Origin of the sequence: Flavobacterium ginsengiterrae (assembly GCF_039539785.1) — a bacterium.
GTDB classification, from domain to species: domain Bacteria; phylum Bacteroidota; class Bacteroidia; order Flavobacteriales; family Flavobacteriaceae; genus Flavobacterium; species Flavobacterium ginsengiterrae.
The window spans coordinates 516879-539310 of sequence record NZ_BAABDU010000004.1 but is presented as its reverse complement, the minus strand read 5'-3'; the positions used below and the strand labels follow the sequence as shown (position 1 = coordinate 539310).

Genomic DNA, 22432 nt, shown 5'->3' with positions numbered 1-22432 from the left:
GTTTGGTTAATCGTTTAATTGTTTAATCGATAAACCAGCTATTTGATTTTTCTTTTTTGTATTGTAACTAAAAACTAAACTTTAGTTTCTAAAGCTTTCATTACATCAACTAATACCTGAACGCTTTCGATAGGCATTGCGTTGTAAATAGAAGCTCTGTAACCGCCTACAGAACGGTGTCCAGGTAATCCTGAAATTCCTGCAGCTTTCCATAAAGCATCAAAAGTTTCAGTATGCTCAGGATTGTTTAGTAAGAAAGTTACGTTCATTTTAGAACGGTCTTCTACTTTTGCTGCACCTTTAAATAATGGGTTTCTGTCGATTTCAGCGTAAAGTAATTCAGCTTTTGCATTGTTTAATTTTTCAACAGCAGCAATGCCGCCTTTTTCTTTAATCCATTGTAAAGTTAAAAGAGAAACATAAACAGCAAATACAGAAGGAGTGTTGTACATACTTTCTGCTTTAATGTGTTTGCTGTAATCTAACATACTAGGAATTGTTCTTCCGTTTTTGCCTAAAATTTCTTCTTTAACAACTACTAAAGTTGTTCCAGCCGGCCCCATGTTTTTCTGAGCACCTGCATAGATTAAGTCGAATTTAGAAAAATCTAATTCGCGTGAAAAAATATCAGAACTCATATCGCATACAACCGGAATATTTGTTGATGGAAAATCCTGCATTTGCGTTCCAAAGATGGTATTGTTACTTGTGCAGTGGAAATAATCAGCATCAGCCGGAATTTCGTAACCTTTTGGAACATTATTATAATTGTCTTCTTTTGAAGAAGCTACGACAACAGTTTCACCGAAAAGTTTTGCTTCTTTGATCGCTGCAGTTGCCCACGTTCCTGAATCTAAATAAGCCGCTTTTCCGTTTTCTTTCATTAAATTATATGGCGCCATTAAGAATGCTGTACTGGCACCGCCTTGTAAAAATAAAGCCTGATAACCTTTTCCCTGAAGTCCTAATAATTCTAAAGCAAGGGAACGAGCCTCCTCCATAACTGCAACGAAATCTTTGCTTCGGTGCGAGATTTCAAGAATAGATAACCCTGAATCATTAAAATTTAAAATTGCTTTTGATGCCTTCTCAAAAACTTCCTGAGGTAAAATACTTGGTCCTGCGCTGTAGTTGTGTTTTTTCATGGTTTTTGTTAATAGTCGAAAATTTTAAAGACGCAAATTTCGGTAATAAGAGCCGAAAAAGCGTTAAAATATTCGAAATAATTAAACAATTTATTACTTTGTTGTTAACAAAAACGTTATAGTATCAACGTTATCTGCATAATCCCACAATTGCGGATTTTGAGTCTGTCCAAATGCAACACTATTTTCGATTAAATTGCTGCTTACAATGCACTGAATTTGATCTTCGTCTGCTTTAAGACGTGACTTTAAATCTTCGATATTTTCATAATATTCATAAAAAACACTCGAAATAGGAGAGGCGTAGCTTGAATCTTCTTTTAAAGTAAGAAAACCATTATCTGTCAATTTAAAATTACTCATTAAAAAAACAGCTTTGTTATAATCGTAATTATTAGCGTATTTTTCATAATGAATAACATCCTGATATTTAAAAACGGCCTGAAAGAAATCATCAAAAGCGTAATCTTTTGGTACAAAAAGTTTAGATACATTTCGGCATCCTAAACCAAAATACCTAAAAATATCTTCTCCTAAAGCTTCTAATTCTTCTTTTGATTCTTTTCCGTTTAAAACTGCGGCAGAATTTCTGTTTTTTCTAATGATAGAAGGTTTGTCTTTAAAATAATATTCAAAATAACGGGCTGTATTATTGCTTCCGGTGGCGATTACGGCATCAAAATTTTCCAGTTTTCCTTCCACGAAAGTGATTTTATCTTTTAAACTTTCATCAACAGCAATTAGATATTTTGCTAAAAAAGGCAGTAAGTGCTGATCGTTTGACGATGTTTTTACTAATGCTTTGTTTCCGGTAATTAAAACTGATAAAAAATCGTGAAAACCAACAAGCGGAATATTCCCGGCAAGGATTAAAGCTACCGTTTTTTCTTTTTGATTGGTATTAAAATCATACTTAGAAACCCATTTACTGATGTTTTCTTCTGTTAAAGCATCTGCCCATGATTTTATCGAAAAATACACCTGTTCCGGCGTGTACCAGCCGTTGTGGGATTGTGAGAGATGTATAAGTCTCTCAAAATCATCAAAAAAGATATCGTTATATAAAACGTCAGATTTTCTTGCAGAAGAGCCTTCGGAAAACTGACTTAAAAATTTTCCTAATTCAACAAAAACACTTTTTTTTGTTTCTAATGTCATAATGTTTGTTTATGAATTGTTTTGATTGTAATTTTGCACAAAAATAAGCTATATTACGTTATAAGGCAAAGTAGATTTAAATCTTTCAGCTTTAATCTATAAAACCTATATAACTTTTAACAAAACGAAGAAAAAGATGGCAATTATTATAACTGACGAATGTATCAATTGTGGGGCTTGCGAACCAGAGTGCCCAAATACAGCAATATATGAAGGAGCGGATGATTGGAGATATAAAGACGGAACTAGTCTTTCCGGAACTGTAATTTTACCTGACGGAACTGAAGTTGATGCTGATGATGCTCAAACTCCAATCTCTGATGAAGTTTATTATATCGTTCCTGGGAAATGTACTGAGTGTAAAGGTTTTCATGATGAGCCTCAATGTGCTGCAGTGTGTCCTGTTGATTGTTGTGTACCTGATGATAATCATGTAGAAGATGATGAAACTTTGTTAAACAGACAAGCGTTCCTGCACGGGGAATAATCATTTTTTATATTAAAAATATAAATCCTGAGCTTAAAGCTCGGGATTTTTTTTTACCCTGAAATCAGGTATTTTTAAAAGGTAGTTTGTTGACAACTAATGTTTTATTTTTTGACTGTTGCTTAATTGTTAAAAAAATAATACTTTAGTTAAAAAAATAACAATGCCTATGAAGAAATTGCTGCTTTTATTTGTCATTTTGTTTAACTATGTAAGTGTTTTGGCTCAAAATGAAGAATACTCTATAATTGTTAAGGATATAGAAACGCTTCTGCCAATTGAAAATGCTACAGTTGTAATAATGAAAACCAAACAGATTTTATTAAGCAATGAAGAAGGTAAGGTAACTTTTATGCTTACCGGAGGTTCTAATGTTCAGGTTTCTGAAACTAATTATGAGGATACAACGGTGCGTTGGACATCTTTAAATGGAGATCAAAAATTTGTTATTTATTTAAAGAGTAAAAACAATAAACTAGATGAAATAGTTTTGTCTAAAGAAGATCCGGAAAAGATACTGCAGAAATTAGTTACTAATTCAACTAAAAAAATCAGTATTTCACATAGACAAAAAGTATATGTAAGGGAGTTTTTTATGCTGGACAACCAGTATTCGTATTATAATGACGGACTGGTTAATTTTCAGTTTGATAAAAATAGTAATGCATCCACTTTACTTGTTGAACAAAACAGATCCTACGGATTATTGGAAACGGATATAAGCGCTGATTTGAGAGGATATGATTTGAATAATATTATGAAAAATTATTCTGATTTTAAATATTTTGATCCGTTATTAGATTCAAAAACAAAAAAGGGATATGATTTTGTTATTAGAGGACATGCAAAAAACAAAGATTATTATGTAATGCTTGTTACGCCTCTGGATAAAGCAAAAGAGGCTGTTGATAATTTTGAAATTGTTTATGATCCTGAAAAAAAGCTTATTATGGGATTTACAATTGATATTACGCCTCAAAATCTTGATAAAATAGAAGAGAAAACAACAGTAAATTCAAAAAATATTACTAAGTCTTTTGTAAAAGTAGATTACAGATTTGACGGACAGGATTATTATCTGCTCAATTCAAATGAAGAAATTGCTTATGATCTTATTTTAAAAGAGCAGGTTAAGAAAGTTCAGGTGCGTAACAGTTTTGTAACGACTAGTTTTAATAAACAGAATTTTACATACAGTGAAAGTGATGTTTTTAAAGAAAAATCACTTTTTAATAAAAAGAATAAAATCCTGACCAATTATTGGGATATCTCAGGATTTACAGCTACTGATGAAGAAAAAGCAATTGTGAGTTCATTAGAATTTAAGTTGTAAAATGTAGATTTTAGATTTTTAAAACAAAAAAACTGAACTCAAAGAGTTCAGTTTTTTTGTTTTTGAATAGATTGAGAGAAGGCAATCAGAAATTAAATCCAAGTCTTGCATAGTAATAAGCACCGCTGAAACCCATTTGTACGGCATCCCAATATCCTCCGGCTTCAGTGTTTCCTTGTTCATCTTGTTTTGTTGGATAAACATTAAATAAGTTGTTGCTTCCAATACTTAGTTTCAGGCTTTTGCTTAATTGATATCCTAAAGTTAAATCAGTTACTAATCTTGGGTTGTAAACGTCATCTTCATCAGCATAATCAACTAAAACTACTTTGCTGAAACGTGTAAAGGCCAGTCCTGCATCGAATTTATTTTTAGCATAAGTTAAATTTAAAGCAAATTTGTTGTCTGGTGCAGAGGCTAGTAAAAAGGCTTTTTCTCTTTTCCCAAAAAACGTAGCTTCATCAAGCGGACCGTTTTTTACTTTGTCAATTTTCATATCGTTGATGTTTCCAACAAGCGTTGCGCCAAATTGTCCAGCATCAAATGTTTTTTTCCATGACAAAACTAAATCTAAACCATGTGTGCTGGTATCAACACCATTTGCAAAGAATTGAGCTTCAGAAACGCCAAGATTTAAAGATTCAGCATCAAAATATCCGGTAAGAACAATACGGTCTTTTACCTTAATATAATAACCATCGACTGTTGCTGTAAAATCGCCAAATGAAGCTGTGAAACCTAATGAGGCATTGACAGCTTTTTCTTCATTTAATTTGCTAATTCCAAAGGCTCTTGTTACTTCACTGTCATTTGGAGCCAGTAAAACCTCGGTTGCACCGCTTGCATTAAAGTTAGTGAAACGCAGATTATAGTAAATTTGAGCTAAAGAAGGCGCGCGGAAACCAGTACTTACAGATCCTCTTAAATTAATATGGTCGTTTATTTTTAGCCTTGAAGCTAGTTTTCCGTTTACGGTGCTTCCAAAATCGCTGTAGTTTTCAAAACGAACTGCGGCACTAACCATTAATGCATTCGTAATGTCTAATTCTCCATCGGCATATAAAGAGAAGTTAGAACGGCTTTTGTTAACTTCGTTTGCCGGGCTGTAACCTGGAAAACCTTGAGATCCGCCCGGTCTTGGTATTGTTGGTGAAGAATCTGGATCTGTAGGATCGTAATCAGGATTAGGTACAGTTGGCGGACTTTGTGTTGTTGGATCTGTTATAGGTTGTCCGTTAGTGTCATAAGTAGCATAAGAACCTTCTTCACCGGCAAAAATTTGAAATTGTTCAACTCTAAATTCAGATCCAAAGGCGATATTAAATCCATTAAGGACACTGTCGTAGTTTTTAGAAATATCAAAATTGGTTGTGTTTTGAAGTAAACTGTGCCCTCCTGCATCAAATTCATGAGGTGATTTTTCTTCTAACGATGCATTGATTGTTCCTTTGATATCGTATTGGAATTTATTTTTCCCAAAAGTATTACTCAAATCAAATTTCCATCCTCCGCCAGATTCCGTTCTAATTCCGGCAGCAACAGAATTGTCATTAATTTTTGAAGTAATTCTTGGTGTGTAACCTCCCGGATAAACTGATTCTACAACTCTTTCACCATCATTTCTGGTAAAAGCATAAGCATCGGTATCTCTAAAATTGCTTCCTCCAAAAGCATAAAATTCGGTTTTATCTGCAATAGGAACAGCAAGATTAACAAATAGATTTACTCCCTGCATTTCGGCATCACCAAAACCTTTTCTAAAATCATAAGCAGGTCTCAGCGTTTTGTTTTTGTTTAAAAATTCACCTGTAAAGTTTACGTAACCGCCTTTAGTTCCTAATGCTATACCGTAATTTGCCGCAACTCTTACAGAACCACCGTCAAAATCCTGATCTTTTACGTATGAATTTCCGTTGCCATGCTGATCTAATCGGTATCCTTTTGTGTTTGGAGTTCCCGGCAGAAAATCACCTTTTGCATTTGTGTTGAAAACTCCGTAAGTAACAGAACCAGTCAGTTCATTTACATTGTCATTTGTAACAATATTAATAACCCCTGCAATGGCATCAGAGCCATATTGAGCGGCGGCACCGTCGCGCAGAATTTCTATTCTTTTAATAGAAGCGGCCGGAATGGCGTTTAAATCTGTACCTGTATTTCCACGTCCGCGAGTTCCAAATAAGTTAATTAAAGACGATTGATGTCTTCTTTTTCCGTTAATTAAAACCAAAGTCTGATCTGGTCCCATTCCTCTTAAAGAAGCAGGATCAACGTGGTCTGCACCATCAGACCCCGATTGTTTATTCGCATTAAATGAAGGCGCTACATACTGCAATAATTGGTTAATTTCTATTTTACCGCTTTGCGTAGTAACTTCTTTTACATTAATGACATCTATAGGTACGGCAGAATTTACAACGGTTCTTTTGGTATTTCTAGAACCAACCACGACAACGTCGCTTAAAACTTGTCCGCCGCTTTCGTCCAGAGTAATGCTCATTTTATCGCCTGATGCTGTTTTTTCGATTGTGGCAAAACCAACATAGCTGAAGATTAATACAGCTCCATCTTTAACTTTTATTTTAAAACCGCCCTCAAAATCGGTAGATACACCATTTGAAGTTCCTTTTTCGACAATATTAACTCCGGGAAGCGGTGTGCCTGTCTTGTCTTTAACAATACCTGATACTTCTTTTTGGGCAAAAAGAAATGCTGAATTCAGCAGGAATAAAAATAATGCAATCTTTTTCATGGTTATTGGTTTTTTGGATTGTTTTTTGTTTTGAATTTTTATAAAATTACTATTATTTAACAAAAACTTAATAAAAAGTTCAAAAATTTTTAAGAATAACCTTAAAATTATATTAATGCACATTTTTACTTCGATGACGAGGTATTAAATCTTATATTTGCAAAATTTTAAAGCCAAAAAATATGATTTTGGCAGAAATCAAAAAATCGTGTAAATCATAAACCATTAATAGAGAAGTATTAATGGAAATGACACTGATTATTTTCAGCGTCAATAAAATATAAACAGAAACAACAGATGAAAGCAGGAATTGTAGGATTACCAAATGTTGGAAAATCAACATTATTTAATTGTTTATCTAATGCAAAAGCGCAGAGTGCGAACTTTCCGTTTTGTACTATCGAACCTAATATTGGTGTTGTAAACGTTCCGGATCCAAGAATCAACAAATTAGAAGAATTGGTAAAACCAGAGCGTGTACAAATGGCAACCGTAGATATCGTAGATATTGCAGGTTTGGTAAAAGGGGCAAGTAAAGGTGAAGGTCTTGGAAACCAGTTTTTAGGAAACATTAGAGAGTGTAATGCTATTATTCACGTTTTACGTTGTTTTGATAATGATAATATTGTACACGTTGACGGAAACGTAAATCCAATTCGTGATAAAGAAACAATCGATATTGAATTGCAGTTAAAAGATCTTGAAACAATCGAAAAAAGATTGGAGAAAGTAAAACGTGCTGCAAAAACAGGAAATAAAGAAGCTCAGACAGAAGAAGCTTTATTAAACAGAATTAGAGAAGCATTATTGCAGGCAAAATCTGCTAGAACAATTATTCCTCAAAGTAATGACGAAGAGGTTTTAATGGAAAGTTTTCAGTTAATTACGGCTAAACCGGTTTTATACGTTTGTAACGTAGACGAAAGTTCAGCAGTAAACGGAAACAAATATGTAGATCAGGTTCGTGAACTGGTAAAAGACGAAGAAGCAGAAGTTATTGTACTTTCTGTAGGAGCAGAAGCTGATATTACAGAATTAGAAAGCTATGAAGAGCGTCAGGTTTTCCTTGAAGATATGGGGTTACAAGAACCGGGAGCATCAGTTCTTATTCGTGCAGCTTACAAATTATTAAAACAACAGACTTATTTTACTGCGGGTGTAAAAGAAGTTCGTGCCTGGACAATTAATATTGGAGCAACTGCACCGCAAGCGGCAGGAGTTATCCACACTGATTTTGAAAAAGGATTTATTCGTGCAGAAGTAATTTCATACGATGATTACGTTCAATACGGTTCTGAAGCAAAAGCAAAAGAAGCTGGAAAATTTAAAGTAGAAGGAAAAGAGTACGTTGTGAAAGATGGGGATGTAATGCACTTCCGTTTTAACGTATAATTTTTTTCTTGAGAATAGAATAAAGAATATAGAAAATAGAGAAAACCGCTGGAGAAATTCGGCGGTTTTTTTGTTTTTTGCCGCTAAATTTTTTTTGCCACAAAGGCACAAAGGCGCAAAGAATTTTTACAAAGATTTTATTGTAGAGGCGCACAGCAGTGCGTCTCACGCAAAGATTGTCATATGGATTACTGTTGTCAGGCTGAGCGGAGTCGAAGCCCACAAAGATTGTCGATTTGCTTTGTCGAGTTTCTAGCGTGTCCTTCGACTTCGTTCAGGAAGACAAAAAAACAAAAAACGTTTAAATCTGCGCTTTCGCGAAAGTAAATCTTTAAAATCTTCATATAATTTTTAGCAATAAAAAATTTTGGCTCAAAAATTGGTTATTGAAAAATTAACCAATTACTAATCTAAAACCAATCATTAAAATGCTAAAAAAAACTTTAAAATTTCTGGGCTGGACACTTTTCGGAATCTTCAGTTTTATTGCTCTTTATATTACATCTGTTCTGATTATTTCAAAAATTACGGTCAATTCAGATATTGCAAAAGTCAACGAACAAGATGGTATTCCAATTTATATTCTTTCAAATGGAGTTCACACGGATATTGTTGTTCCTGTAAAAAATGAAATCAAAGACTGGCGAAATGAAATTCAATTTAGCCAGACACAATCAAAAGATTCTTTAATGAATTATATTGCTTTTGGCTGGGGAGATAAAGGTTTTTATCTTGAAACGCCGGAATGGTCAGATCTAAAGGCCAGCACTGCTTTTAAAGCGGCATTCGGAATCAGCTCTTCGGCAGTTCATGCGACATTTTTTAAAACATTAAGAGAAGGAGAAGATTGTAAACGCATTTTAATTTCAAAAGAAAATTATCAAAAACTGGTAAATTATATTTCAGAAAGTTTCAGCGATTCATTACATCCACAATGGATTGAAGGTCACAGTTACGGAAAAAAAGATGCTTTTTATGAAGCAAAAGGAAGTTACAGCCTTTTTTATACCTGCAATACCTGGGCAAATAATGCTTTAAAAGCAGCGAATCAAAAAGCAAGTTTATGGACTGTTTATGATAAAGGCATTTTTTGCCATTACAAGTAATAACATGGAAAAAATATAAAATTCCATTAAAAACCAAGAAGTAAGAAAATTTGATTATTGCTTAAATTTGAGAGAATATCAAAAAATCAGCAAATGAAAAATCGAAATATATTTTCAAAAACTTGGTTTCTGTTAAAGAATACTTTTTTAGAGTTTAATGATGATAATGCTATCAAGCTTAGTGCAGCATTATCGTATTACACCATATTTGCACTGCCTCCTTTGTTAATTATTATAATTACAATCTGTGGTTTTTTCTTTGGAGAAGAAGCGGTTACAGGACAACTCTACGGACAAATAAATGGATTGGTGGGTAACGGTGCCGCCACGCAGATTCAGGAGGCGATAAAAAATGTACAATTGTCTGGAAATAATGTTTTTGCAACCGTATTTGGTGTTGTAATGCTATTAATTGGGGCATCAGGAGTTTTTGCTGAAATTCAGAGTTCCATAAATTATATTTGGGGACTTCGCGCGAAACCAGATAAAGGAGTTAGGAAATTTATACAAAACAGATTAATGTCATTTTCGATGATTGCTTCTGTAGGTTTTTTAATGATTGTCAGTTTATTTATCAATACAGTATTGGATTTGATGAGTGCGCGTTTAAAAATATATTTTCCTGAAAGTACGGTTTATTTATTTTATGTAGTTAATATAGTTATTGTACTGGCGAGTATAACACTTTTGTTTACCATAATCTTTAGAACCTTACCTGATGGAAAAATCAGATGGAAAGATGCTATTATCGGATCCAGTGTTACTGCTGTACTTTTTATGATTGGTAAATTTGCTATTGGATTTTATTTGGGCAGTTCTACAGTGGCTTCAGTTTACGGTGCTGCCGGATCAGTAATCATTATTTTAGTTTGGGTTTATTATTCGGCAATTATTCTTTACTTTGGAGCAGAATTTACGAAAGTCTATGCAAAATCGTATGGAGGTAAAATTTATCCAAATGAATACTCCGTAGAGATTGCAAAAGAAGTTTACGAAATCGAAGATGTAACCCAAGAATCAACACAACAAAGATTAACAAACGAAAAGCCATGAAAATAATAGCCTTTGGAGGAAGTAACAGTACACAGTCAATTAATAAACGTTTAGCAGCTTATGCATCAAGTTTATTTGAAAATGCAGATGTTGAGGTTCTAGATTTAAATGATTTTGCTATGCCGGTTTTTAGTGTTGATCTTGAAAAAGAAGTCGGCCAGCATGAAGTCGCACAGGCATTTCTAAGCAAATTAAAAGAAGCTGATATTTTAGTGGTTTCAATGGCAGAAAATAACGGAAATTATTCTGTTGCTTTCAAAAATGTTTTTGACTGGAGTTCACGCATCGAAAAAGATGTTTTTCAGCACAAACCAATGTTGTTATTAGCAACTTCGCCGGGAGGCAGAGGAGGTTTATCAGTTCTAGGAATTGCACAAAATCTTTTTCCGCGTTATGGTGCTGATATTAAAGGAACTTTCTCATTACCAGCTTTTGGCTCGAATTTTGATTTACAGCAAAATAAAATTTCTAACGATGAGTTAGACAATGAACTGAAAAATATTATTAAATCAAATTTTTAAATGCCACAAAAAAAGATTGTCCTAATTTACCTTTTGCTAAATAGTATTTTCATCAATTTTACTTTTGCTCAAAAGATAAATGAAGTTGATAAAATTATTGCGAAATACCCTAAAAGCTTTAATACTACCGAAAAATTAGCAGAAAAAATCGGAAAAGATTTTGATTCCGATGCAGAACGTGCACGAGCAATCTACAGCTGGATTGCTTTCAATATAAAATACGATTACAATGCATTTTTGAATCCACCAAGAGTGCAGGGTTTCAGCTATTCTTCTGAAGCTGAAAAACAAAGAAAAATAAAACAGGTAAATGATAATCTGATTCAGAAAGCTTTTAATTCTAAAAAAGCAGTCTGCGAAGGTTTTACGGCTTTATATCAGAATCTTGCCGAACAGTTAGGATTGAAATGCGAAATAGTGCGCGGTGATTCTAAAACCAATTTAAGAGACATTGGCCGAAAAACAACTTTATCTAATCACGCCTGGAATATGGTTTTTGTTGATAAAAAATGGCGTCTGGTAGATGTTACCTGGGGTCAGGGTTATTATGACAGCAGTAAAGGCCGAATGGTAAATGATTTTAATCCGATTTATTTTGATACAGATCCTGATTATTTCTTTGCCAAACATTATCCGGATTCCGGATCTTATTTAGGAAGCAGAATAAGTAAAGAAGACTTTTTAAACGGACCTTTAATTTACAATACAACCATCGAAAATGATTATAAAATTAAATCACCTGATTCTGGGATAATTGAAGTTAAGAATGGCGATAAAGTGACTTTTGAAATTAAAAATATTTCCAAATCCAATCAGGTTTTCTATTTAAATAAAAAGAATCAGCCTGTAAAAGTTCAGAATCCGAAAGAGAAACGCGGCGGTTTAGAATTTCAAATTTTGATGGATAATAATATAGGAGATTATATTACCATTTTTGTTGATACGAATAGCGTTGTGGCTTTTAAAATAGTTTCTAAATAAAGTAAATTTGACGTATCTTAGCAGTTATTCGAATTTAACAGCTATGGAAACTACTTTTTTGAAATCAATTTTAGATAATGATTTCTACAAATTCACAATGCAGCATGCTGTAATTAAGCTTTTTCCAAAAGCAAAAGTTCGTTATGGATTTATAAACCGCGGAAAACATATTTTTCCGGATGGTTTTGCAGATCTGCTTCGACGCTCTGTCGATGCTATGTCTGATCTTCGTTTAACAAAAGACGAAAAAAATTATCTGTCACATTATTGTCCCTATTTAGATCCAACTTATCTCGATTTTCTGCAGGGATATAGTTTTGACCCATCTGAAGTACAGATTAGTCAGGAAGGTTCAGAAATTACTGTTACAGTTGAAGGATTTTGGTATAGAACCATTTTATGGGAAGTCCCTTTAATGGCTTTGATTTCTGAGTTGTTTTATAAAGCCAGTCATTTAATACGTTTAAATGATGAAGCTATAAAAAATCTGACCAAAGAAAAAATCGACAAATACAATAAACTTGGCGTTTCCATTTTAGAATTTGGAACCAGAAGACGTCATTCTTATGAAGTACATGACTTAGTTAATGAAACTTTGAGAACACATGGCGGACACAGTTTTATAGGAACAAGTAATGTGCATTTTGCAATGGTCAACAACCGAAGACCTTTAGGTACGCATGCACACGAATGGTTTATGTTTCATGCAGCACAGTATGGTTTTAAAATGGCCAATTCTATCAGCCTTGAAAATTGGACAAAAGTTTACGGAGGTGATCTCGGAATTGCTTTAACAGATACTTATACGACTGATATATTTTTCAATCAGTTTGATAAAAAATATTCAAAACTTTTTGACGGCGTTCGTCACGACAGCGGTGATCCAATTGAATTTGCTCAAAAGGTAATTTCGCATTACACAAAAATGGGAATTGATCCAAAATCAAAAGCCATTGTTTTTTCAGATTCGCTTAATTATGAAAAAGTAAAAACGATTGTAGATTTCTGCCAGGACAAAATAAAAATGTCATTTGGAATTGGTACAAATTTCACAAACGATGTTGGGCTTCCGGCAATGAATATGGTTATAAAATTAACCGATACAAAGCCAGATAATATACATTGGCAGGGTGTGGTGAAACTTTCTGATGAAAAAAACAAAAATACGGGAACACCCGAAATGATTGGCCTGGCAAAAGAAGTGCTTGGAATCAAATAGTGTTTTTTTGCTAAAAAAGCAGTTTTGCCATGATTTTAGCGCCCGTTTTATTTTAAAATCAATTTAAATAGATTTTAAACTGTTATTATTCATAACAAAAAAGAAATACGCTTTTATTTTTTACCGATAAATGGTACATTAGCCAAAAATCCTAAATTCATTTATGCTAGAGCAAAATCAATACAACGAAGATAATATTCGTTCACTCGATTGGAAGGAACATATTCGTATGCGTCCGGGTATGTACATCGGGAAATTAGGGGACGGATCATCACCGGATGATGGTATTTACATTCTTTTAAAAGAGGTTATGGACAACTGTATCGATGAATTCGTTATGGGTGCCGGAAAAACTATTGAAATAACCATTAAAGATAAAACAGTTTCTGTTCGTGATTACGGACGTGGAATTCCGTTAGGAAAAGTAGTCGATGTAGTTTCGAAAATGAACACTGGAGGAAAGTATGATTCTAAAGCTTTCCAGAAATCTGTAGGTTTGAACGGTGTCGGAACAAAAGCGGTAAATGCACTTTCGAATTTTTTCCGCGTAGAATCAGTTCGTGATGACAAACAAAAAGCAGCAGAATTCTCAGCCGGAAATCTTGTTCAGGAAGAAGATGTTATTGATACAACAAAACGTAAAGGAACAAAAGTAACTTTTACGCCAGACGAATCGATCTTTAAAAACTATAAATTTCGTTTAGAATATGTAGTTAGAATGGTCAAAAACTATTGTTATCTAAACAATGGTTTAACGATTATTTTTAACGGTGAAAAATACTATTCAGAAAACGGTCTTCGTGATTTATTAGAAGAAACAATTAATGAAGAAGATTTAGAATATCCGATCATTCACTTGAAAGACCACGATATCGAAGTCGCTTTAACACACAGTAAAACACAATATAGCGAAGAATATCACTCTTTCGTAAATGGTCAGAATACAACGCAGGGAGGAACGCACTTAGCGGCGTATCGTGAAGCCGTTGTAAAAACAATTCGTGAGTTTTATAATAAAAACTTCGAAGCATCAGACGTTCGTAAATCTATCGTAAGTGCGATTAGTATTAAAGTAATGGAGCCGGTTTTTGAGTCTCAGACTAAAACCAAATTAGGTTCTACCGATATGGGTTCAGATGACGGAACACCACCTGTTTCTGTACGTACTTTTGTAAATGATTTTATTAAAACAAAATTAGATAATTATTTACATAAAAACCCGCCTACTGCTGAGGCTTTATTGCGTAAAATTCTTCAGGCTGAACGCGAAAGAAAAGAATTATCAGGAATTAGAAAACTGGCAACAGATCGTGCTAAAAAAGCTAATCTCCACAATAAAAAATTAAGAGATTGTCGTGCGCATCTTCCAGATACCAAAAACCCTAGAAACTTAGAAAGTACGCTTTTTATTACCGAGGGAGATTCGGCTTCTGGATCGATCACCAAGTCACGTGACGTTAATACACAAGCTGTATTTAGTTTGCGTGGTAAGCCTTTGAATTCATACGGAATGACGAAAAAAATTGTGTATGAAAACGAAGAATTTAATTTGCTTCAAGCGGCACTTGATATCGAAGACGGATTAGAAAAATTGCGTTACAACAACATCGTAATTGCAACCGATGCCGATGTTGACGGAATGCACATTCGTTTATTATTGATTACGTTCTTTTTGCAGTTTTTCCCAGAATTAATCAAAGAAGGACATTTGTATATTCTGCAGACACCACTTTTCAGGGTTCGTAACAAAAAAGAAACGATTTACTGTTATTCTGAAGAAGAAAGAAAAGATGCAATTGAGAAACTAAAACCAAAGCCAGAGATCACGCGATTTAAAGGTTTAGGAGAGATTTCGCCAGACGAGTTCAAAAACTTTATTGGAGACACAATTCGTCTTGACCCAATTATGATGGATAAAAATACTTCGATTGAACAATTGTTATCTTTCTACATGGGGAAAAATACACCAGACAGACAAGAGTTTATTATCAAGAATTTGAAGGTGGAGATTGACGAATTAGAAGAAGCATAATTATATGAAGAAAATTCTCTTTTTGGTTATTATCGTATTTTTTATTTCTTGTAAAAATAAACAGGAAGAAAAGATTTTTAGCAAAGTAATTAATAAAAGAGATTTTCCAATAAAGAACCTTTCAAAAATTGAATTAATATCATATTATAATAGAATTTTATGGGATTCTAAATTTAAAGGAGAGTTTCCAACTCATAAAGTATTAGTAGAAAATTATAAATTGACTTTCGACAGTACAATGATACAGGAAAGAGTTATTTTAAATAAAATTCAAGAAAAAGAACTTTTGAATTTAATGGTAAGTGATAGCTGCTCTCTTGATCAAATTGAATCAGCGTGCTATAATCCTAGAAACATGATTTTGTTTAGAGATAATAAAAATAGAATTATCGCTTATAATGAGTTTTGTTTAGAATGTTCAAGTTCCCGAAATTCAGAAAATTTAAAAGATTTTCAAAAGTATTGCTATTATGATATGAGTAACTTATTTAAAAAGTTTGGAATAAAACTTTTTGTTGAAAGTGAAGACAAAAAATCAATAGCGGCAGAAGAAGCTTTTATAGAAAAAATTAGAACTTCTAGATAATTAAATTTAAATAGAAAATACTGAAATAAATTCAGCACATAAAAATGAAAGACGAAGAAGACGATAACATAATTCCAAACGACGACGAAAATAATCAGGATGAAAACCAGACTGATGACAATCAAAATGGAGATGACGATGAGGTTATTGATGTAGATGCCAAACATTTTGAAGGACAGCATTTTTACGAAAATCAGGAAGAAGAAGGCGAAGACGTTATTACCAAAGTAACCGGAATGTACAAGGACTGGTTTTTGGATTATGCTTCGTACGTAATTCTGGAACGTGCTGTACCTGCAATCGAGGACGGTTTTAAACCTGTTCAGCGTCGTATTATGCACTCGCTTAAAGAGTTGGACGATGGTCGTTATAATAAAGTTGCCAACGTTGTTGGACACACAATGCAGTATCACCCACACGGAGATGCGAGTATTGGCGACGCCATGGTACAAATTGGGCAGAAAGATTTATTGATTGACTGTCAGGGAAACTGGGGAAATATTCTAACAGGCGACGGCGCTGCAGCTTCGCGTTATATCGAGGCTCGTTTATCTAAGTTTGCGTTGGAGGTTTTGTATTCTCCAAAAATTACAGATTGGGGTGTTTCGTATGACGGACGTCGCGCAGAACCAAACAATCTTCCTGTAAAATTTCCATTGCTTTTAGCGCAAGGAGCAGAAGGTATTGCAGTTGGTCTTTCGACGAAAGTCTTACCTCATAATTTCAATGAATTAATTGACGCCTCGATTAAAATCTTAAAAGGAAAACCGTTTACGCTTTATCCTGATTTTATGACAGCTGGTATTGCCGATGTTTCGAATTATAATGACGGAATGCGCGGCGGACGTGTACGTGTGCGTGCTAAGATTTCGCAGTTAGACAAAAATACATTGGTGATTACACAGATTCCGTTTTCTACCAATACTTCGAGTTTAATTGACAGTATTTTGAAAGCCAATGAAAAAGGTAAAATCAAAATCAAAAAAATCGAAGATAATACAGCCGCTGATGTTGAGATTTTAATTCATCTTTTTCCGGGCGTTTCTCCAGACAAAACAATTGATGCGTTATTTGCTTTTACTGCTTGCGAAACTTCTGTAGCGCCTTTGGGGTGTGTGATTGAAGATAACAAACCATTGTTTATCGGGGTTTCTCAAATGTTGAAAATTTCGACAGAAAGAACGGTTGATTTATTACGTCAGGAATTAGAAATTCAGTTAGAAGAATTAAAAAATAAATGGCATTTCTCTACTTTGGAGAAAATCTTCATTCGTGAAGAAATGTACATTGATTTCAAATTATACGGAGATAGAGAATCATTATATAAATATTTATATGACAGATTTGAGCCTTTCAAAAAATCATTTGTTAGAGAAATTACTGATGATGATTTGCAAAGACTGACTCAGATTCCGATGATTCGTATTACTCGTTTCGATTCTGATAAAGCTGATGAATTGATTTCGAGGTTGGAAGAAGAGATGAAAGAGGTAGAATACAATTTAGAACATCTTACAGATTTTGCAATTGCCTATTTTACTAAATTAAAAGAGAAATACGGAAAAGGACGCCAGCGTTTGACAGAACTTCGTGTTTTTGATAATGTTGAAGCAACAAAAGTTGTTTTACGAAACACAAAATTATTTGTAAATCGTGAAGAAGGTTTTGTAGGAACCAGCTTAAAGAAAGACGAATACGTAGCAGACTGTTCTGATATTGATGACGTAATTGTATTTCTGCGTGATGGTACGATGATGATTACAAAAGTTGATGCCAAAACGTTTGTAGGTAAAGATATCATACACGTTGCAGTATTTGATAAGAGTGATAAACGTACGATTTACAACATGATTTATCGTGATGGTAAATCAGGGCCGTCATACATCAAACGTTTTAATGTTTCGGGTGTAACCAGAGATAAAGCGTATGATTTAACGAACGGAACAAAAGGCTCTCAGGTAGTTTATTTTTCACATAATCCAAACGGAGAAGCAGAGGTTGTTACGATTTTACTTCGTCAGATAGGAACAATTAAAAAGCTGAAATTCGACATTGATTTTGCTAATTTAGCGATTAAAGGCCGTGCTTCTAAAGGAAATTTAGTTACTAAATATCCAATCAAGAAAATTGAGTTAAAAGAAAAAGGAATTTCAACTCTACTGCCAAGAAAAGTTTGGTTTGATGATACTGTTAAACGTTTAAATGTTGATGCAAGAGGAGAACTTTTAGGAGAATTTAAACCTACTGACAAAATTTTGGTGATCAGTCAGTCAGGAAAACTAAAAGTTATTATTCCTGAATTATCAACTCATTTTGAGGAAGATATGATTGTGCTGGAAAAATGGAAGCCTAAAAAGCCAATTTCAGCCATTTATTATGATGGAGAAAAAGAACGTTATTTCTTAAAACGTTTCCTTGTAGAAAATGAAGGAAAAGAAGAAAGTTTTATTACAGATCATCCAAATTCTCAGTTAGAGATAGTTTCTACAGATTATCGTCCGGTTGCGCAATTGGTTTTTGCTAAAGTAAAAGGCGTTCAAAAAGATGATCTTCATGTCGATGTTGAAGACTTTATAGCTGTAAAAGGTTTTAAAGCTTTAGGAAATCAATTAACAACTGATAAGTTGAGACAAGTTAATTTATTAGAACCGCTTCCTTATGAAGAACCAGTTGAAGAAGTTCCTGAAAAACCGGAAATTTCAGAAGATGATCCGGTTGAAACTGAATTAGATGATGATGGCCAGATTGGTCTTGTTTTAGAATAAATAAAAAACGCTGAGATATTTTCTCAGCGTTTTTTGTTTTAATAAAAACCTTATTGTTGTAGTTTTTAAACTTATTCTAGACTTTTTGCAGAAATCGTAAGCTTATATTTGTTTTTGATCTTTATTAAAATGAATAAAATCAAGAAATAAAAGTTTTAAAGTGAAAAGCAAATATATTTTTATTGCACTAGTATTAAGCAGCTGCACCAATAGCAAGTTTTATGGTTACGTATATGATTATGATACAGATAAACCGATACAAAATGTATCTGTAGACATAAACGGTGTTATAACCGAAACAGATAGTGTAGGGCATTTCTCGGCAAACTTGAAATTAAATGAAGATTGTGTAATCATGTTGCAGAAAGAAAAATACGCGTTAAAAAAGGTATATCGAAAACCGGATTCTTTAGGAATGTTCAGCAAAAGGAATTTAGATAAACATAAAATTTATTTGTTTAAAAAAGAAAGTGACTTCTCCAATAAATAATAAAAGTTGTAAAAAAAATGCCAGAATATAGTTCTGGCATTTTCATTAATCTGAAATTTATTTTGCTTATTGATATTTTTTATCAGTCAGCGTTTTCATGAAAGTCACTAGAGCTTTTTCTTCATTTTTTGTAAGCTTTAATTCATCGAACGGCAGTGTTTGGTTTTCAACTTCAAGCCCCAGACCTTTTCCGCCTCCTTTATTATAAAAATCTACAACTTCTACCAGAGTTTTAAAAACTCCGTTGTGCATGTATGGAGCCGTTACAGCTGCGTTTCGGATAGTCGGCGTTTTAAAAGCACCCACTAATTGCGGCATTTCATTGTATAAATAACGACCTTTGTCCGGGCTCAAATTTTTGCCGGAAGCTTCGTTTGGCGTTCCAATTACTTCATGTTCCGTTTTAGAATAACTTGGCGGAACCGTTCCGTTAAATAAAGGTGTAAAATGACAGGTTGCACATTTGGCTTTTCCCATAAAAAGATTCATTCCTTCGATTTCTTCTTTATTCAATGCATTTTTATTTCCTCTCATGTATTCATCAAATCTTGAATCGAATGCGTTTAAAGAACGGACATAACTCGCAAGAGCATTTTGAATCTGCCAGGGTTCTGGTTTTTCCGTTTTTGGATATGCTTTTTTGAACAGATTGATGTATTCTCGATTCAGTAAAATTTTAGCATGAATTTCATCCATTGAGCCGTGCATTTCGTCTTTATTCTGAATCACATCTACGCTTTGTTTTTCTAAATCCAGCTGGCGCATATCCCAAAATTGAGCATTTTGAAGCGAAGCATACGTTAGGGTAGGAGTGTTTCGGGCTAAATTTGAACCTGTTAATGAAACGTTTGTTTTTAAACCGTCAGTAAAAGCTTTTTCAGGATTATGACAAGTAGCACAGCTTCTGTTATTTTCTTTGGAAAGATTGGTATCATAGAAAAGTTTTTCACCCAGTTTTGCTTTATCAGCAGTAAAATTATAATCTTTTGAAAGTACAAAAGCATTGACATCAAAAGCATCTTTGTCAAATAAAGTTTCAATTTCAGGTTTTAACGGACTGGTTTTCTTTACGTTTTGAATTTTTTCTTCTTTCTGAAAAGCTTTGATCTTTTTCGAGATCGGATTCAAATATTCAGTTATAAAAACAGCTCGGTTAAAAGCATTAAAGTTGTTATTCTCGTCGCAGTATTTTTGCGATGACTGAATTAATTTATTTAATTCTGCCAATGTTTTACTATTGGAATTAATTGATTTCAGCGGTTTTAAAATAGAAATCAGACTTTCTCCCGTTTCTGAAATTGAAGATTGTAATATCGGGCTGTCAAAACCTGTAATTCCCAATGCTATAACACGATATATAGTTTGATTAACAGCATCTAAAATATGGTTGTCGCTTATTGTAATAACTTCAAAAATGTTCTGAACCTGTTTTATATTCGACTGAAAAATTTTAGCTTCTCTGATTACATTTTCTTTATCTTCTGATTTGTATTCCGGATAAATCATTTCTTCTATTACCTGAAAACCATGCGGTTCAAAGGATTTGTTTTCTTCCAGTTCCATTTCATCCAGCGCAGGACCGTTCATAAAACGGGCAGTTTCAGGAATAAAATATTCAATTGCCCATTCTACTTTTTTATAAGCTAAACGAGATTTTTGAAACTGTTCTAGAATTTCTTTTTGTGATTTATTAGTACTTACCAATTTTTGAAACTGTACAATTTCACTATTTAGTTTATTCAAATCAATAAATAAATCCTGCTTAATAGTTGTGGTTTGCGAAACCTCATTTTTTTTACACGAAAAGAAAAAACAAACAACCAAAAAAAGAGAAATATAGTATTTAAACTTCATCATATTTTTTAAATGAAAACAACCCTTATTAAAAAAATAAGGGTCGTAAGTTATTAAGGTTGAAATATTATCTTTCTACGTTTCTAATAATAACAGTTTGTCCGCCTTCTTTATTAGTAGTTGTACCAGAACCGTCGGCATTTTTAAATTTATCTAACTGCCAAGTATGCGGGTGTATGTTTAATGTAAAAGTATTTGGAACACCAATTACATCTGAAATGTCCTGCATAGCACCAAACTCCCAGCTTCCAAGTTTTGTTTCTCCTGTTTGGTTGTATAAAGTATTCCAGGCAGTATCAGTTCTTTTATGGTTCATATTTAACCACGGCTTATTTTGTTTTGTTGCAATGTTATACTGCCACACATAAGAATCGTGTTTTGCATCTGCATAATAGCTGTCACCGTCTTCCTGAATATAGACATAGTTTTCTGTAACACAAAGGTTATCTGGGTTAATTACCCCGGTTCCCGGCGTGCTGTCACCTTCGACAACAAGTTCTAAATTTCCTTTTAAAGGATCTGCTGCATCCATTTTCAGCCTGTAAACTCTTCCCCACATAGTAAAACCATCAACTGGAGCGTTGTTTGTTGCTTGTCCTGTTGCAGTAAAATAGATTTCTCTGTTATTGGCAGCGCTTCCTTTTCTGTAATCTACGTCTTCAACTCTGGAAAAACGAATAGCACCAGCAGCATTTACTGTAGTATTAATTTCGGCACCAGTAAGGTTTTTTGCGTTTGGAATTTCAACAAAAGTTACGGGATATGAATTGTTTAATGTCATTGAAGTTTCTACCTGATTTCCGTCAGTTCTTTTCAATGCATATAATTTTCCATTTGAAAGATCACCAACAGTACTCATATACATAATTAACTGACCAGCACTTGCATGTGCAGTTGTATACGATTGATCTTCTCCGATAATGATAATGGTTTTACCAGGATAAGCTTCTTTTGTTAACGGAACCGCATTTTCCATACTTGCTTTGCCTAGAGCAGGAAGAATTCTGTCTTTTCTGCTTTTTTCAGATGTTAATCCAAGCGGATTAATTCCGTGAACCATGCTTTCCTGGTTCGTTTCTCCTGCTGTTAAGAAAAGCGGTCCAAAACCGTGAACTTCCGGAGTAGCCAAAGTTGCAGAACATAAACGCGTCATTCCTCCAACTGCATCTACAATATAATCTCCTTTTACAGGTTTAAAAGTTTTATCAAGATAAACTCTTGAAACTGATTGTATTATTTCGTGATTAGTAATCATGATATAGCCATCTCCATTTGGATCTTTCATTAATCCGGCACCATCTGGCTGAGCACCATAAATAAAAGCTGGAGAATCTGTCAATACATCTTCACTACTAATTAAAGTGCTGATTTTAAGATTTTCAAATCCTGACATAGCATAAACGAAAGCAGGAGTTTTTGAATGTGATGTAAAATCGACAGCAGAATTTACTGTATCCGAATTTTTGTTGTCGTCATCGTTGCAGCTTATTACAGCAAAACTGGTAATGCCTAATACTGCGATTGACTTTAGTAAGTTAACTTTCATAATTGTTTTGTT

The 22432-nt window shown here is 33.7% G+C and carries 17 protein-coding genes; 12 read left to right on the top strand and 5 right to left on the bottom strand.

Going from position 1 to position 22432, the window contains the following annotated elements; translation table 11 throughout:
• Positions 1-74: 74 nt before the first annotated feature.
• Complete coding sequence (serC, locus tag ABD859_RS12830) at positions 75-1145, bottom strand: 3-phosphoserine/phosphohydroxythreonine transaminase (RefSeq protein WP_345144878.1); 1071 nt, start codon at positions 1143-1145, stop codon at positions 75-77.
• 93 nt (positions 1146-1238) lie between these two features.
• Positions 1239-2303: an acyl-CoA reductase gene (locus tag ABD859_RS12825; protein WP_345144876.1), complete on the bottom strand. Its 1065-nt coding sequence runs from the start codon at positions 2301-2303 to the stop codon at positions 1239-1241.
• A gap of 136 nt (positions 2304-2439) precedes the next feature.
• Here ABD859_RS12825 and ABD859_RS12820 point away from each other — a divergent pair, with 136 nt between their 5' ends.
• Both ABD859_RS12820 and ABD859_RS12815 read left to right on the top strand, forming a co-directional pair.
• Positions 2440-2790 (top strand): 4Fe-4S dicluster domain-containing protein, encoded by a 351-nt coding sequence (locus tag ABD859_RS12820; RefSeq protein ID WP_345144874.1) that lies wholly within the window; start codon positions 2440-2442, stop codon positions 2788-2790.
• A 163-nt stretch (positions 2791-2953) separates the two neighbouring features.
• A complete protein-coding gene (locus tag ABD859_RS12815; protein ID WP_345144872.1) occupies positions 2954-4123 on the top strand; it encodes a hypothetical protein in 1170 nt (389 codons plus the stop codon).
• 85 nt (positions 4124-4208) lie between these two features.
• Here ABD859_RS12815 and ABD859_RS12810 read toward each other — a convergent pair whose 3' ends face one another.
• Positions 4209-6875 (bottom strand): TonB-dependent receptor, encoded by a 2667-nt coding sequence (locus ABD859_RS12810; RefSeq protein ID WP_345144870.1) that lies wholly within the window; start codon positions 6873-6875, stop codon positions 4209-4211.
• Positions 6876-7172: 297 nt separating this feature from the next.
• Between ABD859_RS12810 and ychF the strand changes: the two genes are divergently transcribed.
• The 10 genes from ychF (at position 7173) to ABD859_RS12760 (ending at position 19020) form a co-directional block, all read left to right on the top strand.
• Entirely contained in the window at positions 7173-8267 is a 1095-nt protein-coding gene (ychF, locus tag ABD859_RS12805; protein WP_345144869.1) for a redox-regulated ATPase YchF, read from the top strand.
• A gap of 428 nt (positions 8268-8695) precedes the next feature.
• Positions 8696-9373, top strand: coding sequence for a TIGR02117 family protein (locus tag ABD859_RS12800; protein ID WP_345144867.1), 678 nt, complete (start codon positions 8696-8698; stop codon positions 9371-9373).
• A 93-nt stretch (positions 9374-9466) separates the two neighbouring features.
• The gene (locus tag ABD859_RS12795) at positions 9467-10426 is read left to right on the top strand and encodes a YihY/virulence factor BrkB family protein (RefSeq protein ID WP_345144866.1); all 960 of its coding nucleotides are present in this window, start codon (positions 9467-9469) and stop codon (positions 10424-10426) included.
• Entirely contained in the window at positions 10423-10947 is a 525-nt protein-coding gene (locus ABD859_RS12790) for an NADPH-dependent FMN reductase (protein ID WP_345144864.1), read from the top strand. The genes ABD859_RS12795 and ABD859_RS12790 overlap by 4 nt, the downstream gene beginning before the upstream one ends.
• The gene (locus ABD859_RS12785) at positions 10948-11928 is read left to right on the top strand and encodes a transglutaminase domain-containing protein (protein ID WP_345144862.1); all 981 of its coding nucleotides are present in this window, start codon (positions 10948-10950) and stop codon (positions 11926-11928) included. It abuts the gene before it with no gap.
• Between the two features lie 43 nt (positions 11929-11971).
• Complete coding sequence (pncB, locus tag ABD859_RS12780; protein WP_345144860.1) at positions 11972-13147, top strand: nicotinate phosphoribosyltransferase; 1176 nt, start codon at positions 11972-11974, stop codon at positions 13145-13147.
• Positions 13148-13310: 163 nt separating this feature from the next.
• Positions 13311-15179, top strand: coding sequence for a DNA topoisomerase IV subunit B (locus ABD859_RS12775; RefSeq protein ID WP_345144858.1), 1869 nt, complete (start codon positions 13311-13313; stop codon positions 15177-15179).
• Positions 15180-15183: 4 nt separating this feature from the next.
• On the top strand, positions 15184-15765 hold the full coding sequence (locus tag ABD859_RS12770) for a hypothetical protein (RefSeq protein ID WP_345144856.1): 582 nt from the start codon (positions 15184-15186) through the stop codon (positions 15763-15765).
• A gap of 44 nt (positions 15766-15809) precedes the next feature.
• Entirely contained in the window at positions 15810-18530 is a 2721-nt protein-coding gene (locus ABD859_RS12765) for a DNA gyrase/topoisomerase IV subunit A (protein WP_345144854.1), read from the top strand.
• A gap of 160 nt (positions 18531-18690) precedes the next feature.
• The gene (locus tag ABD859_RS12760) at positions 18691-19020 is read left to right on the top strand and encodes a hypothetical protein (protein ID WP_345144852.1); all 330 of its coding nucleotides are present in this window, start codon (positions 18691-18693) and stop codon (positions 19018-19020) included.
• Between the two features lie 66 nt (positions 19021-19086).
• On the opposite strand, the gene ABD859_RS12755 is transcribed toward ABD859_RS12760, so the two are convergent.
• A complete protein-coding gene (locus tag ABD859_RS12755) occupies positions 19087-20877 on the bottom strand; it encodes a cytochrome-c peroxidase (protein ID WP_345144850.1) in 1791 nt (596 codons plus the stop codon).
• Between the two features lie 64 nt (positions 20878-20941).
• Complete coding sequence (locus tag ABD859_RS12750) at positions 20942-22420, bottom strand: PhoX family protein (protein ID WP_345144848.1); 1479 nt, start codon at positions 22418-22420, stop codon at positions 20942-20944.
• Positions 22421-22432: the final 12 nt, after the last annotated feature.

What these genes read in the sequence shown, in the direction of transcription:
- serC (WP_345144878.1), bottom strand. Translation starts at nt 1,145, where the DNA reads ATGAAAAAACACAACTACAGCGCAGGACCAAGTATTTTACCTCAGGAA.
- ABD859_RS12825 (WP_345144876.1), bottom strand. Translation starts at nt 2,303, where the DNA reads ATGACATTAGAAACAAAAAAAAGTGTTTTTGTTGAATTAGGAAAATTT.
- ABD859_RS12820 (WP_345144874.1), top strand. Translation starts at nt 2,440, where the DNA reads ATGGCAATTATTATAACTGACGAATGTATCAATTGTGGGGCTTGCGAA.
- ABD859_RS12815 (WP_345144872.1), top strand. Translation starts at nt 2,954, where the DNA reads ATGCCTATGAAGAAATTGCTGCTTTTATTTGTCATTTTGTTTAACTAT.
- ABD859_RS12810 (WP_345144870.1), bottom strand. Translation starts at nt 6,875, where the DNA reads ATGAAAAAGATTGCATTATTTTTATTCCTGCTGAATTCAGCATTTCTT.
- ychF (WP_345144869.1), top strand. Translation starts at nt 7,173, where the DNA reads ATGAAAGCAGGAATTGTAGGATTACCAAATGTTGGAAAATCAACATTA.
- ABD859_RS12800 (WP_345144867.1), top strand. Translation starts at nt 8,696, where the DNA reads ATGCTAAAAAAAACTTTAAAATTTCTGGGCTGGACACTTTTCGGAATC.
- ABD859_RS12795 (WP_345144866.1), top strand. Translation starts at nt 9,467, where the DNA reads ATGAAAAATCGAAATATATTTTCAAAAACTTGGTTTCTGTTAAAGAAT.
- ABD859_RS12790 (WP_345144864.1), top strand. Translation starts at nt 10,423, where the DNA reads ATGAAAATAATAGCCTTTGGAGGAAGTAACAGTACACAGTCAATTAAT.
- ABD859_RS12785 (WP_345144862.1), top strand. Translation starts at nt 10,948, where the DNA reads ATGCCACAAAAAAAGATTGTCCTAATTTACCTTTTGCTAAATAGTATT.
- pncB (WP_345144860.1), top strand. Translation starts at nt 11,972, where the DNA reads ATGGAAACTACTTTTTTGAAATCAATTTTAGATAATGATTTCTACAAA.
- ABD859_RS12775 (WP_345144858.1), top strand. Translation starts at nt 13,311, where the DNA reads ATGCTAGAGCAAAATCAATACAACGAAGATAATATTCGTTCACTCGAT.
- ABD859_RS12770 (WP_345144856.1), top strand. Translation starts at nt 15,184, where the DNA reads ATGAAGAAAATTCTCTTTTTGGTTATTATCGTATTTTTTATTTCTTGT.
- ABD859_RS12765 (WP_345144854.1), top strand. Translation starts at nt 15,810, where the DNA reads ATGAAAGACGAAGAAGACGATAACATAATTCCAAACGACGACGAAAAT.
- ABD859_RS12755 (WP_345144850.1), bottom strand. Translation starts at nt 20,877, where the DNA reads ATGATGAAGTTTAAATACTATATTTCTCTTTTTTTGGTTGTTTGTTTT.
- ABD859_RS12750 (WP_345144848.1), bottom strand. Translation starts at nt 22,420, where the DNA reads ATGAAAGTTAACTTACTAAAGTCAATCGCAGTATTAGGCATTACCAGT.